Raw genomic sequence first — 15907 nt, forward strand, 5'->3', positions numbered from 1 at the left:
GTTAGCGGGGTTGGCGGTTTTTGAGGGCGTCGCGGACTACGTCGGGGACGTGGGGGGTGACGTCGCCGCCCCACTTGGCCACGTCCTTGACCAGGCTGGAGGAGAGGAACGAGTAGAGCGGGTTGGTGGGCATGAAAAGGGTCTCCACGCCGGCCAGGCCCATGTTCATCTGGGCCATCTGCAACTCGTAGTCGAAGTCGCTGACCGCCCGGATGCCCTTGATCAGTACGGTCGCCCGCTGTGCCCGGCAGAAGTCCACCAACAGACCGCGGAACGACTCCACCCGGACGTTGTCGTAGGAGGCGGTCACCTCACGGAGCATCTCGATCCGCTCCTCGACGGTGAACAGGCCGCTCTTCGACTGGTTGACCAGTACGCCGACGATCACCTCGTCGAACAGCCGGCTGGCCCGGCCGATGATGTCGAGGTGACCGTTGGTGACCGGGTCGAACGAGCCGGGACACACCGCACGTCTCATGATCGGCGACCGTACCAAAGTGTGGTCTCGCCGTACCGGCGACTGCGCTGGCCAGTGACGCCTTCCACCCACTCGACAGGTCCGCTGCGGCTGGCCCGCTCCACGACCACCATCGCCTCCGGCGCCAACCAGCCTTCGTCGACGAGCGCGGTGAGCATGGCGGTCACCGCGTCGTCCGGCAGCGCGTACGGCGGGTCGGCGAAGACCACGTCGTACGGGTCACCGTCGGGGCCGGCGGCCAGGGTCGTGGCGACCTTGCCGGTGACCAGCCGGGCCGCCGGCGCGGCACGTAGGGCCGCCACGTTCTCCCGGATCACCCGGGCGGCGCGCGGGTCGGATTCCACAAGCAGCACGTGCGCGGCTCCCCGGGACAGTGCTTCCAGGCCAACCGCTCCGGATCCCGCGTACAGGTCGGCGAAACGCGCGCCATCCAGGTCGGTCTCCGCCTCCAGCGAGCTGAAGAGCGCCTCGCGCACCCGGTCGGAGGTCGGCCGGGTGCCGGCGCCCGGCGGCGCGGTGATCCGCCGGCCACCGAAGCTGCCGGCGACGATCCGGGTCACGACGTGCTCCTGTTCATGCCTCAGACGCTACGGGAGCGAATGCGGGCGCGCGCGCATGCCACAGCGGGGCCGAACACCCTACGCATAGCATCCATGACCGTACGCATATCAATGATCTCGCATTTATAACATCATCCTTAAGCGCGTCTGAAGACTGTATCGACACTCACGATGTCGCTAAGGTCTGCCGGTGCCGGCTTATGGCCGCCGGTTCAACGGCACGGCAAACACCCCCTGCGGCGCGGCGGACACCGCCAGCGCCCCCGTCCCTGCCGTGCCGGAATCAAGACGCTTCTTCACCCCGGGAGTACGCGTGATCCGACCAAAGCTGTCGCTGCGGCGACCGCTGGCTGTCCTGGCAGCCGCCCTCATCGGCATGACCGGAGCAGCCATGGTGGCCGCTCCGGCCAGCGCCCACCACACCACCATCACCGGCAAGGTCGTCTGCGACCAGCTGACCGGCGAGCGGGTGATCACGTGGAAGGTGGTCAACAGCGAGCGCAACACCGCTGCCACGATCAAGACGGTGACCGCTGAGCCGTCGACCCCGGTCCAGGTGCTCGTGGCCGGCGCCGAACCCCGCAACCTGCAGGGCACCGCGATCCCCCGAGGCGGCTTCGTCGAGGCCGTCCAGCGGGTACCCGGTGACACCAAGTTCGCCAAGCTGACCGTTGACGCCCGCTGGGACAACAAGCGCGAGAAGGTCAACGACGGCTCGGTCAATCTCGACCGTGACCAGCCGTGCACCCCGGCGCCGAAGTGCGTCGATGCCAGCCAGGCGAAGTACAGCCACACGTTCGACGGCCCGAAGGGCACGGCGACCGTGAAGCTGGAGGGCAACCTGCCGCTCTGTGAAGGTGCCGAGCAGTACTTCACCCTGGTGTCGTACTTCGCGCCGCGGCCGCAGTTCGCCACCCCGCAGTACGTCTACGGCTCGCCGGACAGCGACTTCCTCGGTGGCACCCAGACCGAGATCGAGCTCAACGTCGAGGTTCCGGAGTGCTACACCCAGGTCGACCTGATCTGGGGTGGCGTGGACGAGGTCATCGACCCGCTGGTCGAGAACGGCCCGCGCTACGGCTCCAAGAAGCTCGGCGACCGGGGCGCTCCCGGCAACCGCTCGTCCGGCCCGCCCGGCTGGTACAACGGCGGCGACAAGAACTGCACCACCCCGGCCTCCACCTTCGCCTCCAACTGCGACGGCACCGTGACCGTCTCGCTGAGCAACGACGGCAAGATCTCCCGGTACCCGGTCGAGTTCGAGGTCCGGGGCGAGAACGGCTGGTCCACGAAGGTCACCGTCGACCCGGGCAAGGCCAACAACGAGACCGTGGTGCCCGCCGAGAACGCCGGCAAGATCGAGGTTCTGGTCGACGGCAAGGTGATCGAGGGCGGCACGTACACCTGGGAGCGTCCGGAGGACTGCCCGCTGCCGGCCGTGACCACCGAGGCCGACTGCGAGAAGTTCACCCTGACCGCCACCAACCCGGAGGGCAACTCGCCGGTCAAGGTGGAGTTCACCTACGGCGACAAGACCGAGACCCGTACGGTCGAGCCGGGCAAGTCGGAGACGGTCATCTTCAAGGCCGGCGACGAGGAGACCGCCCTGGTCGTCCTCCCCGAACTGGGGCTGGAGCTTGAGGTCGTCTACGCGCCCGAGGGCTGCGACGGCGGTACCGGTGGTGGCGAGGAGCCGCCGCCGGGCCTGCCGGTGACCGGTGCCGCGGCCGGCGGCATCGCCGCCGGTGCCATCGCCCTGCTGGCGATCGGTGCGGTGCTGTTCGTGATGGCGCGGCGTCGGCGGATCCACTTCACCGCCTGAGCTGAGCTGAGCTGAACGAAGCAAAGTGTTAAGAAGGGGCCCTTCCTCTACGCCTGGCGTTAAGAAGGGCCCCTTCCTTACCCGCGAAGAGGGGGCACGCCTGTCGGCGTGCCCCCTCTTCGCGGACGCCTGTCGGCGTGCCCCCTCTTCGCGGACGCCTGTCGGCGTGCCCCGCTTCGCTGATGCTTCCTCGCTCGCGTACGCGTCAGCCCTTCTCCAGGTACTCGGCGCGTTCGGCGTCGACCAGAGCCGCGACCGAAGCGGCGAGCGCCGGCTGGCGGGACAGGTCGGGATCCTCCTCGACAAGCGCGATCGCCTCTGCTCGGGCGTCGCGGATCAGGTCGGCGTCGCGCAGCAGCGACAGCAACCGCAGATGCGAACGGTGACCGGACTGGGTGGCACCCAGCACGTCGCCCTCCCGCCGCTGCTCCAGGTCCAACTCGGCGAGCTTGAAACCGTCGGTGGTGGAGGCGACGGCATCCAGCCGCTCCCGGGCACTGCTGCCCTCGGTCGCCTCGGTCACCAGCAGACAGAGCCCGGCGGCGCTGCCCCGACCCACCCGGCCACGCAACTGGTGCAGCTGGGAGACGCCGAACCGGTCCGCGTCCAGCACCACCATCATTGTCGCGTTGGGTACGTCCACACCGACCTCGACCACAGTGGTGGCCACCAGCACGTCCACCTCACCGCCGGCGAAGGAGCGCATCACCGCGTCCTTCTCGTCGGCGGGCAGGCGGCCGTGCAGGACGCCGATCCGCAGCCCGTGCAGCGGGCCCTCGGCCAGCAGCGGGGCGACCTCGGTCACCGCCAGCGGCGGTCGCCGGCCGGTGTCGTCCACGGCCGGCGGCTCCTCGTCGGCCCCGGCGGTGGCGTCACCGATGCGCGGGCAGACCACGTACGCCTGATGCCCGGCGCCGATCTCCTCCCGCAGCCGCCGCCAGGCCCGGTCGAGGAAGGCCGGCTTCTCGGCGGCCGGCACCACGTGCGAGGCGATCGGCGACCGGCCGCGCGGCAGCTGGGACAGAGTGGATATCTCCAGGTCGCCGTAGACCGTCATGGCGACCGTACGGGGAATCGGCGTGGCGGTCATGACCAGCACGTGCGGCGGCTGTTCCGCCTTGGCGCGCAGCGCGTCGCGCTGTTCCACACCGAAGCGATGCTGTTCGTCCACCACCACCAGACCGAGATCGGCGAAGTCGACCCCCTCGTAGAGCAGGGCGTGGGTGCCGAGCACGATGCCTGCGGCACCGCTGGCGACCTCGGCCAGCGCCCGCCGTCGGGCCGCCGCGCCGAGTGAGCCGGTGACCAGTTCGACCCGGGTGGCGTGCTCGGCGGCGCCCAGCTCGCCAGCCTGGGCGAGCGGGCCGAGCAGGTCGAGCATGCCGCGGTAATGCTGGGCGGCGAGCACCTCGGTCGGTGCCAGTAGTGCGGCCTGCCCGCCCGCGTCGACCACCTGGAGCATCGCCCGCAGCGCCACCACGGTCTTGCCGGAGCCGACCTCGCCCTGCAACAGGCGGTGCATCGGATGGCCGGTCGCCAGATCGGCCGCGATCTCGGTGCCGACGTCGCGCTGACCGGCGGTCAGCTCGTACGGCAGCCGGGCATCGAAGGCATCCAGCAACCCGCCCGTCCGCACCGGCCGGGGGCGGGCGGGACGGTCCGCGGCCTGGTGCTTGCGCTGCACCAGGGTCAGCTGCACGGCAAACGCCTCGTCCCACTTCAGCCGCCGACGAGCCCGGTACAGCTCCTCGCGGCTGGACGGCCGGTGAATCTCCCGCAGTGCCCGGTCCAGGCCGACCAGGTTGCGGGTGGCGCGCATCGTGGCCGGCAGCGGATCCTCCGGCGGCGCCACGGTGTCCAGCACCACCCGTACGCAGCGGGCGATCACCCAGGTCGGCACGGCCGCAGCCGCCGGGTAGACCGGGATGAGCGCCCCGGCGAACTCCTCGATCTGCTCGCTGGCCGCAGCCTCGCCCTCGGTCTGCTCGCCGAGCAGGACGTACTCCGGGCCGTTGAGCTGGCGCTTGCCCCGGAACTCGGTGACCTTGCCGGCGAACAGTCCCCACCTGCCGGGTCGCAGCTCCCGCTCGCGCCACGCCTGGTTGCCGAAGAAGGTGAGCGAGAGGGTGCCGCCCGAGCCGTCGCCGACGGTCACCTCCAGCAGATTGCCCCGCCGCTGGCGCATCGGGCGTACGGCGGTGCGCTGCACCTGGGCCAGCACGGTGACCTGCTCGCCGACGTCCAACGACCGGATGTCGGTGTGCTCGCCGCGCTCGTCGTAACGACGCGGGAAGTGGTAGATCAGGTCACCGGCGGTGTGCAGGTCGAGGTGGGCGGCGAGCGCCTTGGCGGTCTTCTCACCGACCAGCTTCTTCAGCGGAGTTTCCACAGTGGACGTCTCAGCGGTCATTCGACACCTACCAGCAACGGATAACGCGGTTGCCCGCCCTGATACGCCTGCACCTCGACGAAAGGCCACCGGCGCGCGAGGTGCGTACGCACCGCCTCCGCCAGGCCCTCCGGCGCGTCGGCCCCGACCAGCAGGGTGACCAGTTCACCGCCCCCGCCGAGCATCCGGTCCACGAGCGCGACGCAGGTGTCGACCAGGTCGACACCGATCAGGTGCACCTCGCCCTCGACCAGGGCGAGCACATCACCGGCGCGGCAGGGGCCGGCGACGGTGAGCGCCTCCCGGCCGGCGTGGCAGACCTCGGCGTACCGGCAGGCGCCAGCGGCCTCGGCCATCGCGATCACGTCGTCGGCGAACCGGCGGCGCGGATCCCGCACGGCGAGCGCGGCCAGCGCCTGCACCGGCGACCGGGTCGGCACCACGCTCACCTGCACCCCGAATCGATGCGCCTCCTCGGCGACCTGATTCGCCACCGCTTGCGCGTCGGGATCGTTAGGTAACACCACCACCCGCGCCGCGCCTGTGGAAAGCACCGCCTCCAGCAGCTCACCGGTCGAGGGGTTCCCCGGCACCGCGACGGCACCCTCACCGGCGAAGAGCTCGGCGAGTCCGGCACCGGCGGCCACCACCACCGCCGCCCGGCCGTCCGGCGCCGGAACCGATGCCAGCTGGTCCGCGAACCGGGTCACCGAGATCTGATGCGGGCGGCCGGCCACCACCCCGGCCTCGATCGCCGCGCCGACGTCGTTGACGTGCACGTGCACCTGCCAGGTGCCGCTGTCGCCGACCACCACCAGGCAATCGCCGAGCGTGGCCAGGGTGTCCCGCATCCGCCCGACCGCCTCCGGCTCGGCGTCGAGCAGGAACTGCACCTCGTAGGCGTACTCCAGGGAGCCGGTCTCCCGGACGGCGGTGACCGGCGGCGGCACGGCCCGAAGCGGCGGCGCCGGATGTTGCGGGCTCTCCCCCGTGATCACCTCGACCAGGGCGTCCAGCAGCAGGCACAACCCCCGCCCACCGGCGTCGACCACACCGGCACGGGCCAGCGCGGGCAGCTGCTCGGGCGTCCGCGCCAGGGCGGTCGCGGCGGCACCCGCCGCCGCCCGGGCCACCGCCCGCAGCTCGTCGCTGCCGGTGCGCTCGGCCGCGCCGGCCGCCGCCGAGACCACCGAGAGCAGGGTGCCTTCCATCGGTCGCGCCACCGCCGCGTACGCCGCCGTGGTCGCATCCCGCAGCGCGACGGCCAACTCCCGGCCCCGGACCGCCGGCACGCCTGCCAACGCGTCGGCGAAACCCCGCAGGATCTGCGACAGGATCACCCCGGAGTTGCCCCTGGCACCGAGCAGGGCACCCCGGGCCATCAGGCGCAACGCGTGCCCGTGCGCGGTGGCGGCACCGTCGGCGAGGGTGTCGAGATCCATCGCCAGGGCCTGCTGTGCCGAGGTGAGGGTGAGCACCAGATTGGTACCGGTGTCTCCGTCGGGCACCGGATAGACGTTGAGGGCGTCGATCTCCCCCTGGTGCCGCTTGAGCGCCGCCAGGCCGCTGGCACACCAGCGGCGCACAGCGGCGGCATCGAGGGTGTCCAGCACGCTGCGAAGCCTACTGGCGTACCCTGCCCCCCGCTTGCGGTGTAAGGAGGGGCCCCCTGTTAACGCCTCGTGTATAGGAAGGGCCCCCTATTAACAGGCCACGGTGCGACCTGCGAATCGGCTAGGGCGCCGACCGGACGGGCGGGGCTGAGCCCGGTTGGGCAGGGGGCTGCGGCATCGGGTAACCTGGCCAGGTTGCCCGGGCAGCACCTGCCGGCGACCTCATGAACGTTTCAAACCCAGGAGTATCCCGTGGCTAGCGTGTGCGACGTCTGTGGCAAGGGGCCGGGCTTCGGCCACAACGTGTCCCACTCGCACCGGCGGACCAACCGCCGCTGGAACCCGAACATCCAGTCGGTGCGTACCCCGGCCGGTGGCGGCACGACCAAGAAGCTGAAGGTCTGCACGTCCTGCATCAAGGCGGGCAAGGTCTCCCGCGCCTGACGCGCACCCACCGATACGCAAAACGACATCCTGCCGGCGGGCCAGAAGGCTCGCCGGCATCGTCGTGTCCACCCGCAACGTCTTCATCCCGCGAGCGGCGCTGGGCCCGCCCGCCGGCTTCGCCGCGGCTGTTAATAGGGGGCCCCTCCTATACACGAGGCGTTAACAGGGGGCCCCTCCTTTCACAGCAGGCGGGCGAAGGAGAGGCAGCCGGGGGCGTCGGCGTAGAAGCCGAAGTTGGGGATCCGCTGGTAGCCGACCGAGGTGTACATGGCGATCGCCTCGGGTTGGCGGTCGCCGCACTCCAGGATGATCCGCTTGCGGCCGTGGTCGCGGGCCGAGCGTTCGACGGCGGCCAGGATCGTACGGCCGACCCCGCGTCCCCGCGCCTGCGCAGCGGTGTACAGCCGCTTCAGCTCGGCGGTGTCGTTCTCGTCTCCGTGGCTGCGCCAGCCGCCGCAGCCGACCGGTTGCCCGTCGATCCGTGCGATCAGGAAGGCGCCGGCCGGCGGCACGAACTCGTCGGCGGCCACCGGCGTCTCGTCGCCGTTGCCGCCGTAGCGGGCACCCAGGTCGGCGAGCGCAGCGGTGATCAACTGCTGGGCCGCAGGCGAGTCGAAGGGCACCTGGTGGATCTCGATTTCCTGCACCGGTAAAGGGTACGACCGGCTCGGCTCCTTACCGGGAGGTGGGTCAGCGGAAGTGGTCCCAACCGGCCGGACCGTCGAAGGGGGCACCGTCCACCGTCACGCCGGAGCCTTCGGTCACCCGGCCGATGGGCCGCCAACCGTCGGGCAGCGCCGTCGCGGGCGGGAAGGTCGCGGCCAACGCGTGGTCGTCGCCACCGGCCAGCAGCCAGGCGTACGGGTCGACGCCGAGCGCCTGGGCGGCGTCCCGCATCTGCGGCGGCACCACGAAGGCGTCCCGGTTGACGTCGATGGCCACCCCGCTGGCCTTCGCCACGTGCCCGAGGTCGGCGAGCAGCCCGTCCGAGACGTCGATCATGGCGGTGGCGCCGGACCGGGCCGCCAGCGGTCCGGCCGGGTAGGGCACCTCCGGTCGCCGGTACGCCTCGACCAGCAGCCGGGGCGTACGGAAGCCACGGGAGAGCACGGTGAAACCCGCCGCCGCGTATCCGATCCGGCCGGCCAGGGCCAGCAGGTCTCCGGGACGGGCTCCGGCCCGGGTGACCGGCGGCCGACCGGCCAGGTCACCGAGGGCGGTGACGGCGATGGTGAGCGTGGGGCTGGCCGACATGTCCCCGCCGACCACGCTGGCGCCCACGCCTGCCGCCTCGGCACCGATCCCGTCGGCCAGTTCCTCGATCCATTCGGTGGGCGTGCCGGCCGGTACGCAGAGCGCCACCAGCAGGGCGGTCGGGTCGGCACCCATCGCCACCACGTCGGCGAGGTTCGCCGCCGCGGCCCGCCGACCGATGTCGTACGCCCCGGCCCAGTCAAGGCGGAAGTGCCGTCCCTCCACCAGCACGTCGGTCGAGGCGACCACCCGGGCGTCCGGCGCGGCGACCACTGCCGCGTCGTCGCCGGGGCCGAGCAGCACCGTGGATCCGTACGACAGCCGGGCCGTCACCCGGTCGATCAGGCCGAACTCCCCGACGCCTGCGACGCTCACGCCGCCCCTCCGTTCCGCTCGCTCACCGCTTCTCCTCGACCACCGATAGGGATCACGCCTGGTCCGTAAGGTACTTTCTCCCTTCGGGCCGCCTGGCGGCGGCGACGGAGGGAGGTCGAACGTGGTTCAGGCGTACATCCTCATCCAGACAGAGGTCGGCCGGGCGCGCGACGTGGCCGGTCTCATCGCGGATCTCGCCGGTGTGGTCCGGGTGGACGCGGTCACCGGGCCGTACGACGTGGTCGTGCTCACCGAGGCGAACACCGTCGACGAACTCGGCAAGCTCATCGTCAGCAAGGTACAGATGGTGCCCGGTATCACCCGCACCCTCACGTGTTCGGTGGTACGCCTCTAAATGAGCAAGCTCTCCGAATCTCCGGCCGAGGCCGAGCGGCCGACGACGACACCGGACCGGAGCAACCGGAGCGCGGCGCTGATCGCCACGGCGGTGGCCCTGCCAGTAGCACTGCTGGTGGGCGCGTTCGCGTTCGCCAAACTCGCCCCGGACACCACGACCGCCGCGCCGGAGCCCACGCCGACCACGGCCCGGCCGCAGTCCACCGCGCCTGTCGAGATGGCCGCGCCGGCTCTGGCCGAGCGCCCGGCGGTCGTGTGCCGCGCCCTGTTGTCCCAGTTGCCGGCCTCGATCCGCGACCTGTCGCAGCGGCCGGTCAGCGCCGGCCCGGAGCAGAACGCCGCGTACGGCGACCCGGCGGTGACGGTGGCCTGCGGTGGCGCCGAGCCGGAGGTGCAGCCCACCGACCATCTGACTCTGGTCAACTCGGTCTGCTGGCACGCGACGGAGCGGGCCGACGTCACCGAGTTGACCACCCTCGACCGGGAGACCGCGGTGACCGTCCGGGTGCCGCACTTCTATGGCGAGGCACTGCAATGGGTGGCCCCCGTCTCCCGCACGATCGTCGAGTCGATCCGCTCGGCGGGTCCGGCCCCCTCCGGCTGCACTCCCTGACCCACCGCGTCGCCGCGAGCCCCCGGTGACCAGGACCGTCGATCTAGGGCTTATCGTCGCCAGTTGATCTACGTTGACGACGATCGGCCCTAGATCGACGGGTGGGGTGGGGGTCAGCGTTGGGTCAGGGCGGTGCGGATGAGCCGGTCGACAAGCTTCGGGTACTCCAGGCCGGACGCCGCCCACATCCGGGGGAACATCGACGTCGGCGTGAAGCCGGGCATGGTGTTGATCTCGTTGAGGTATACGTCCAGCTCCGGGGTGACGAAGAAGTCGGCCCGGGCCAGCCCGGCGCAGTCGAGCGCGGTGAAGGCGCGTACGGCGTACTCGCGCACCTGCCGGGTGACCTGCTGCGGCAGGTCGGCGGGGATGTCGTACTCGCAGGCCGACTCGGCGTCGATGTACTTCGCCTCGAAGTCGTAGAAGTCGTAGTCGCCGACCACCCGCACCTCGGCGAGCACGGACGCCTCCGGCATTCCACCGGCCTCACCCTCCAGCACGCCGCACTCGATCTCCCGACCGACGATCGCGGCTTCGACGAGGACCTTGCTGTCGATCTCGCGGGCGGTGGCGATCGCCGTTTCCAGGTCGGCCCAGTCGTTGACCTTCGTGATGCCGAAGGACGACCCGGCCCGGGACGGCTTGACGAAGACCGGCAGACCGAGCCGCTGCTTCTCCGCCTCGCTCAGCGCCATCCCGCTGCGGAGCACCGCGTACGGGCCGACCGGAATGCCGTCGGCGGCGCAGAGCTTCTTGGTGAACTCCTTGTCCATGGCGGCGGCCGAGGCGAACACCTTGGCCCCTACGTACGGGATGCCCGCCATCTCCAGCATGCCCTGGATGGTGCCGTCCTCGCCGTAGGCGCCGTGCAGCACCGGGAAGACCACGTCCACGTCGGCGAGCGCCCGCGGGCCCTCGGTCGGGTCGAGCACCAGCAGCCCGTTGCCGTCGGCCCGCAGCACGATGTCGGTGCCCGACTCGGCGGTGATCTCCGGCAGCCGGCGGGCCTCGATGGCCAGCCGCTCCGGGTCGCCGTCGGTCAGCACCCACTGCCCGGTCCGGGTGATGCCCACCGGCACCACCTCGAACTCGTCCGGGTCGAGGGCGCCGAGCACGCTGCCGGCGCTGACGCAGGAGATGCCGTGCTCCGGGCTGCGGCCGCCGAAGACGATCGCGACGCGGGTCTTGCCTGGGGTGGTCACTGCGGTCACCTTTCCGGGACGCACTGCTGGCGCTCTCCCGGATGACCTTACTGTGCGTGGCGAGAACCGGGAGTCGATACCCGGCGAGTACGCGGAGCGGCCGCATTCGGCCAACACCACACATACGCAGCGTAATCGGACAGTGGCTCAATGACTTACCGCCTCGCGTTCGGCGTAGGCGTGCCGCCTGCCGATGGCGAGCACCTTGACCCGCTGGCGACCGGCCCGCACCATGCCCAGCGCCATGAATGCTCCGGCGATCCGCTCGGCCGCCTCGCGGCTGCTGGCGCCGACCACCTGCCGGCGACGTTCGGGCGTGGTCCGCTCGTTACGGCTGCCACCCTCGTCGGCACGGACGTCGGTCAGCACCACGAGAAAGCGCGTCATCGCAGACCACCGGGGTGATCGTCTTCAAGCACGTCGATTCCCTTCCGGTGCTCGACTACATGGCGTAGGGCACGCGGCGGCCGAGCACGGGGGAATAACCCGACCGCCGCGCACCCCATCCCCTCCGGTCGCTCACCACCACCGTCGCCACGACAACCGGCGGTGAGGACGCGCTAACAGGTTGACATCCTTACGGGCATGAATGCAACTCTCACCGACATCTTCTCATGTACATAGTCCCAAATACGTGCGACCATCAATGCATGGCACCGAAGACCGCACGTGCGCGGCGGCTGGGCATCGCCCTGCGCCAGCATCGCGAAGCCGCCGGCCTCACCCTGGAGGCCGCGGCGGATGAGATCAACAGCACGCGTAGCACGCTGTCCCGCTACGAGAACGCGCAGACCTTGATCAGTCCGGCCACCGTACGGGCGCTGCTCACCCTCTACGGCGCCGCCGCGGACGACGTCGCGGCGGCCGTGGCGTTGGCCAAGGACGCCCGCAAGCCCGGCTGGTGGGTCTCCTACTCGTACCTGCTCGACCGGCGCACCATCGACTTCATCGCGCTCGAGGCCGAGGCCACCGGCATCGCGAACTTCGAGCCCTCCGTGGTGCCGGGCCTGTTGCAGACCGCCGACTACATCCGCGCCGTGATGCGCGGCGGTCCGCACACCCTCAGCGACAACGACGTCGAGGAGCGGGTCCACCTGCGACTGGACCGGCAGCAACGACTCACCGGCGAGGATCCACCGATCTTCGACGCGATCCTCGACGAGGGCGCGCTGTTGCGTCCCGTCGGTGACAACTCGGCGATGCAGGGACAGCTGCGACACCTGCTCAAGATGAGCGAGCTGCCCAACATCACCGTTCAGGTGATCCCGCTGGCCGCCGGCTACCACCGGGGCACCCGGGGTTCGCTGCACATCCTCGAATTCGCCGATCCCGAGGACCCGATCATCGCCTCGGTGGAGACGGTCGCCGGTCAGATGGTCCTTGACCGCCCCGGTGACCTGCGTACCTGCACCAAGATCATGGAACATCTGCGGACCGTCGCGCTCAGCCCGACGGACAGCCGCGACGCAATCGTCAACGCCCTGAAGGGACGGTACCTGGCATGACACCGACGAGAAGCGCGGCGCTCGCCGTGGTCGGATGGCGCAAGAGCAGCCACAGCGGCGACGAGGGCGCCTGCGTGGAGGTGGCGGTCGTACCCGGCACCGTGGCCGTGCGCGACTCCAAGGACCCGGGCGGTCCGCAGCTGACCTTCCCGCCGGCCGCCTGGCGCGCGTTCGCCCAGGCACCGCCGACCCCCTGACCTCGCACGACCGACACCCCGCAAGCCGCTGACCGGGCCGGTAAGGGCACCGCCGGCCCGGTCAGCCCTGCACCGCCTCCCGCGCCGCGAGGGCCACTCCCCGCGCGCCGGCCATGTCCCGCTCCGGCACCAGCGCGAAGGTGGCCAGCGCCGCCTGCTCCGCGCGGAGCCGGGTGTGCGCGCGCACCGTCGCCAGGAACCAGTCCCGGAACTCCGGCGCCGTCTCGACCACCCCACCCCCGACGAAGTACGCGTGCGGATCGGTGAAGTTGGCCGCGATCGTGAACAGCGCCCCGAGCGCCCTCGCCTGCTGGGCGAAGATCTCCCTGGCCAGTTCGTCGCCACGCTCGCCGTGGTCACGGACCAGCTTCGCCGCCCGCGGCAACGGCTCACCGGCCAGCGGGTGCGCGGGAAACCGGGTCAACCAGTACGGCAGCAGGTTGCGCTCGATCCCGGTCAGCGAGGCGACGCTCTCCACGTCACCGACGAAGCCGCAGGCGCAGCTCGGCACCGGTTGCCCCGGTGCCAGCACCTCCGCCAGCGGGATGTGCACATGCCCCAGTTCGCCGGCCATCCCCGCCGCGCCGGCGATCACCCGGCCGTTCTCCACCAGGCCGCCGCCCAGCCCGGTGCCGACGATCGCGGAGACCGACGAGCGTCGCCCGGCGTCGGCGCCGAAGTGGACGTGGTGGGCGTAGAGCGCGGCCGCGTTGCCGTCGTTGTGGTAGAGCACCGGCAGCCCGAGCCGACGCTCCAGCGCCGTGCGGATGTCGTAGCCACGCCAGGCCGGCTGGGAGAAGTTCGTCGACCCCTTCGACGAGATCACCCCGGTGGCGCTGGCCGGACCGGGCGTGTCCAGCCCGACCGCGCGTACCCGCTCACGGGACACCCCGGTCACGGCCAGCACACCGTCGAGGGCGCGGGCTATCGCCTCGACCGCCGCCTCCGGCCCGGCCTGCACCTCGCTCGGCGTCTCCACCAGTCGGTCGACCAGGAACCGGCCGTCCAGCGTGAGTACCGTGGCGTTGTTGCTCGTGCCGCCGTTGTCGATCCCGACGACCACCGGCACCGCTGTGTCACTCACCCGACAACCGCCTTCCGCGTCACGAACTGACGTGAGGCTAGTTCTCGTGCCGCCGGCCCGCCACGTCGGTCGGCCGGCGCGCCGTCATCGCGGTGGCGCCGGTCTCCTCGTCGTGGACCACCGCCGCGACCAGTCCGACCTCGGTCAGCACGGCCCGCAACGCGTCGACCTGGCCCGCGCCCACCTCCACCACCAGGTGCCCGCCGGGAGCGAGCCAGTGCGCCGCGGCGACGGCGACCCGGCGCAACACCGCCAGCCCGTCCGATCCACCGTCCAACGCCACCGGCGCCTCGTACTGCCGGGCCTCCGCCGGCAGCATGATCAACTCGGCGGTCGGCACGTACGGGGCGTTCGCCATCACCAGGTCCAGACCACCGCGCCACGCCGCCGGCAGCGGATCGAAGAGATCACCGACGAAAACCGGCACGGCCAGCCCGGCCAGGTTGCGCCGGGCGCAGGCCACCGCCGCCGGATCCAGGTCCACGGCGGCCAGCAGACGGGGTACGACGAGCCGCCGGGCCAGCGCCCGGGTGAGCGCGCCGGAGCCGCAGCAGAGCTCGACCACCCGCGCTCCCGGTCCGGTCACCGCCGTGGCCGCCTCCACCAGCAGGGCGGTACGCGCCCGGGGCACGAAGACACCGCTGTCGACGCCGATCCGTTCGCCGCAGAACTCCGCCCAGCCGAGCAGGTACTCCAGCGGCTCACCTGTCACCCGCCGGTCGACCAGGGCGGCGAGCGCCTGCGCGTCGGCGGCGGCCTCGACCAGCAGCGCGGCCTCCTCCTCCGCCCAGACGCAGCCGGCGGACCGCAACCGGGTCACCACGGCGGCCTGCTCGGTAGCCGAGACGCGCGTCATCGGGCGGTGGCGTCCAGCGCGGCCGTGACGTCGGCGACCAGGTCGGCGCTGTCCTCCACGCCGCAGGAGAGCCGGACGAAGCCGGGCGCGGTGTCGTCACCCCACTGGGCCCGCCGGTCCGCCGTGGTGTGCAGACCGCCGAACGAGGTCGCCGCCGCGACCAGCCGGGACGCCGCCAGGAACCGGGCGACCCGCGCGGCGCTGCCAAGGTCGAAGCAGAGCACCCCGGGCACCCGCCGGAGCTGACGCGACGCCACCGGATACGACGGGTCGTCCGGCAGACCCGGCCAGCGCAGCCCGGACACGTCGGCACGGCCCGACAGCAGCCGGGCGAGCGCCTCGGCGTTCGCGGTCTGCCGCGCCAGCCGCAGGTCGAGAGTGGCCAGCGAACGGTGAGCCAGCCAGGCGTCGAACGCCCCGGGCACCGCGCCGGTGGCGGTCCGCCAGGCGGTGAGCGTGTCCAGCAGCTCCGCCGACCGGGTCGCCAGGTAGCCGAGCAGCAGGTCCGAGTGACCGGTCAACGCCTTGGTGCCGGAAGCGACCACCAGGTCCGCGCCGAGATCCAGCGGACGTTGCCCGAGCGGCGTGGCGGTGGTGTTGTCCACCGCCAGCAGCGCGCCCGCCGCGTGGGCCCGCTCGGCCAGCTCGGGCAGATCCACCACGTCCAGGCCCGGGTTGGCCGGCGTCTCGACAAGCACCAGCCGGACCCCGTGCAGCGGCGGGTACGGACCGGCGGTCGGGACCAGCACCACCCGTACGCCGTTACCGGCCAGGGTGTCGGCGGCGAACGCGCGTACCGGGAAGTAGCCGTCGGCGGGGAGCAGCACGGTGTCCCCCGGCTTCAGCACCGCCAGCAGCAGACCGGTGATGGCCGCCTGCCCGCTGGCGAAGACCCGACACGCACCGCCCTCCAACTCGCCGATGGCCGCCTCCAGCAGCCGACGGGTGGGATTGTCCGGTCGCCCGTACCCGTTCGGTGCCGCCGCCGGGCCCTGCTCCGGGTCGAGGTGGTACGGCGCGGCGAAGACCGGTCCGGGCAGGAACGGCGCGCCCGGCGTGGGCGCGGGCAGGCCGGCCCGCACGCACCGGGTGCCGTCGCCATCCGAGGGGTGGTCGTCCGGTTCCGGGGAGAGGAGGCGGGACTCGCCCACGTCG

General features: G+C 71.7%; 17 protein-coding genes. 6 read left to right on the top strand and 11 right to left on the bottom strand.

The genetic code is table 11. The annotated features are described in order from the left end of the window. Window position 1 precedes the first annotated feature (1 nt). On the bottom strand, window positions 2-478 hold the full coding sequence (coaD, locus tag C1I93_RS11775) for a pantetheine-phosphate adenylyltransferase (protein WP_111243303.1): 477 nt from the start codon (window positions 476-478) through the stop codon (window positions 2-4). Continuing rightward, window positions 475-1038: a 16S rRNA (guanine(966)-N(2))-methyltransferase RsmD gene (gene rsmD / locus C1I93_RS11780; RefSeq protein WP_111243304.1), complete on the bottom strand. Its 564-nt coding sequence runs from the start codon at window positions 1036-1038 to the stop codon at window positions 475-477. Before rsmD ends, coaD begins: the two co-directional genes overlap by 4 nt. 190 nt (window positions 1039-1228) lie before the next feature. On the opposite strand from rsmD, the gene C1I93_RS11785 reads away from it, so the two are divergent. After that, on the top strand, window positions 1229-2860 hold the full coding sequence (locus C1I93_RS11785; RefSeq protein WP_223256418.1) for a cell wall anchor protein: 1632 nt from the start codon (window positions 1229-1231) through the stop codon (window positions 2858-2860). A gap of 205 nt (window positions 2861-3065) precedes the next feature. Here the strand turns inward: C1I93_RS11785 and recG are convergent, their stop codons facing one another. Then, a complete protein-coding gene (gene recG / locus C1I93_RS11790; RefSeq protein WP_111243306.1) occupies window positions 3066-5270 on the bottom strand; it encodes an ATP-dependent DNA helicase RecG in 2205 nt (734 codons plus the stop codon). Continuing rightward, on the bottom strand, window positions 5267-6862 hold the full coding sequence (locus C1I93_RS11795) for a DAK2 domain-containing protein (RefSeq protein ID WP_111243307.1): 1596 nt from the start codon (window positions 6860-6862) through the stop codon (window positions 5267-5269). The genes recG and C1I93_RS11795 overlap by 4 nt, the downstream gene beginning before the upstream one ends. A gap of 252 nt (window positions 6863-7114) precedes the next feature. Between C1I93_RS11795 and rpmB the strand changes: the two genes are divergently transcribed. Beyond that, window positions 7115-7306: a 50S ribosomal protein L28 gene (rpmB, locus tag C1I93_RS11800; RefSeq protein ID WP_111243308.1), complete on the top strand. Its 192-nt coding sequence runs from the start codon at window positions 7115-7117 to the stop codon at window positions 7304-7306. 182 nt (window positions 7307-7488) lie between these two features. Here rpmB and C1I93_RS11805 read toward each other — a convergent pair whose 3' ends face one another. Both C1I93_RS11805 and C1I93_RS11810 read right to left on the bottom strand, forming a co-directional pair. Next, window positions 7489-7956 carry a GNAT family N-acetyltransferase gene (locus tag C1I93_RS11805; RefSeq protein WP_111243309.1) on the bottom strand — a complete coding sequence of 156 codons (468 nt, stop codon included), beginning with the start codon at window positions 7954-7956 and terminating at the stop codon, window positions 7489-7491. Window positions 7957-7999: 43 nt separating this feature from the next. Further along, complete coding sequence (locus C1I93_RS11810) at window positions 8000-8938, bottom strand: thiamine-phosphate kinase (protein WP_111243310.1); 939 nt, start codon at window positions 8936-8938, stop codon at window positions 8000-8002. Between the two features lie 121 nt (window positions 8939-9059). Here C1I93_RS11810 and C1I93_RS11815 point away from each other — a divergent pair, with 121 nt between their 5' ends. Together C1I93_RS11815 and C1I93_RS11820 are read left to right on the top strand one after the other, a co-directional pair. Next, a complete protein-coding gene (locus C1I93_RS11815) occupies window positions 9060-9293 on the top strand; it encodes an Lrp/AsnC ligand binding domain-containing protein (RefSeq protein ID WP_013284547.1) in 234 nt (77 codons plus the stop codon). Then, window positions 9294-9908, top strand: coding sequence for a DUF3515 family protein (locus C1I93_RS11820; RefSeq protein WP_111243311.1), 615 nt, complete (start codon window positions 9294-9296; stop codon window positions 9906-9908). It begins immediately after the preceding gene. A 113-nt stretch (window positions 9909-10021) separates the two neighbouring features. Here C1I93_RS11820 and C1I93_RS11825 read toward each other — a convergent pair whose 3' ends face one another. Continuing rightward, the gene (locus C1I93_RS11825) at window positions 10022-11110 is read right to left on the bottom strand and encodes a D-alanine--D-alanine ligase family protein (RefSeq protein ID WP_111243312.1); all 1089 of its coding nucleotides are present in this window, start codon (window positions 11108-11110) and stop codon (window positions 10022-10024) included. A gap of 147 nt (window positions 11111-11257) precedes the next feature. Continuing rightward, entirely contained in the window at window positions 11258-11497 is a 240-nt protein-coding gene (locus C1I93_RS11830; RefSeq protein WP_111243313.1) for a hypothetical protein, read from the bottom strand. 263 nt (window positions 11498-11760) lie between these two features. Here C1I93_RS11830 and C1I93_RS11835 point away from each other — a divergent pair, with 263 nt between their 5' ends. Further along, entirely contained in the window at window positions 11761-12615 is an 855-nt protein-coding gene (locus C1I93_RS11835; protein ID WP_111243314.1) for a helix-turn-helix domain-containing protein, read from the top strand. Then, a complete protein-coding gene (locus C1I93_RS11840; RefSeq protein WP_111243315.1) occupies window positions 12612-12812 on the top strand; it encodes a DUF397 domain-containing protein in 201 nt (66 codons plus the stop codon). Before C1I93_RS11835 ends, C1I93_RS11840 begins: the two co-directional genes overlap by 4 nt. Before the next feature lie 61 nt (window positions 12813-12873). Here C1I93_RS11840 and C1I93_RS11845 read toward each other — a convergent pair whose 3' ends face one another. From C1I93_RS11845 to C1I93_RS11855, 3 genes are read right to left on the bottom strand one after another with little or no spacing between them, the layout of a single operon-like run. Continuing rightward, window positions 12874-13896, bottom strand: coding sequence for an ROK family protein (locus tag C1I93_RS11845; RefSeq protein WP_111243316.1), 1023 nt, complete (start codon window positions 13894-13896; stop codon window positions 12874-12876). Window positions 13897-13933: 37 nt separating this feature from the next. Beyond that, window positions 13934-14752, bottom strand: coding sequence for a putative protein N(5)-glutamine methyltransferase (locus C1I93_RS11850; protein WP_111243317.1), 819 nt, complete (start codon window positions 14750-14752; stop codon window positions 13934-13936). Then, window positions 14749-15903 carry a cystathionine gamma-lyase gene (locus tag C1I93_RS11855; protein ID WP_111243328.1) on the bottom strand — a complete coding sequence of 385 codons (1155 nt, stop codon included), beginning with the start codon at window positions 15901-15903 and terminating at the stop codon, window positions 14749-14751. Before C1I93_RS11855 ends, C1I93_RS11850 begins: the two co-directional genes overlap by 4 nt. Window positions 15904-15907 lie beyond the last annotated feature (4 nt).

Source organism: Micromonospora endophytica (assembly GCF_003236305.1).
In the GTDB taxonomy this organism is placed as follows: Bacteria; Actinomycetota; Actinomycetes; order Mycobacteriales; family Micromonosporaceae; genus Micromonospora; species Micromonospora endophytica.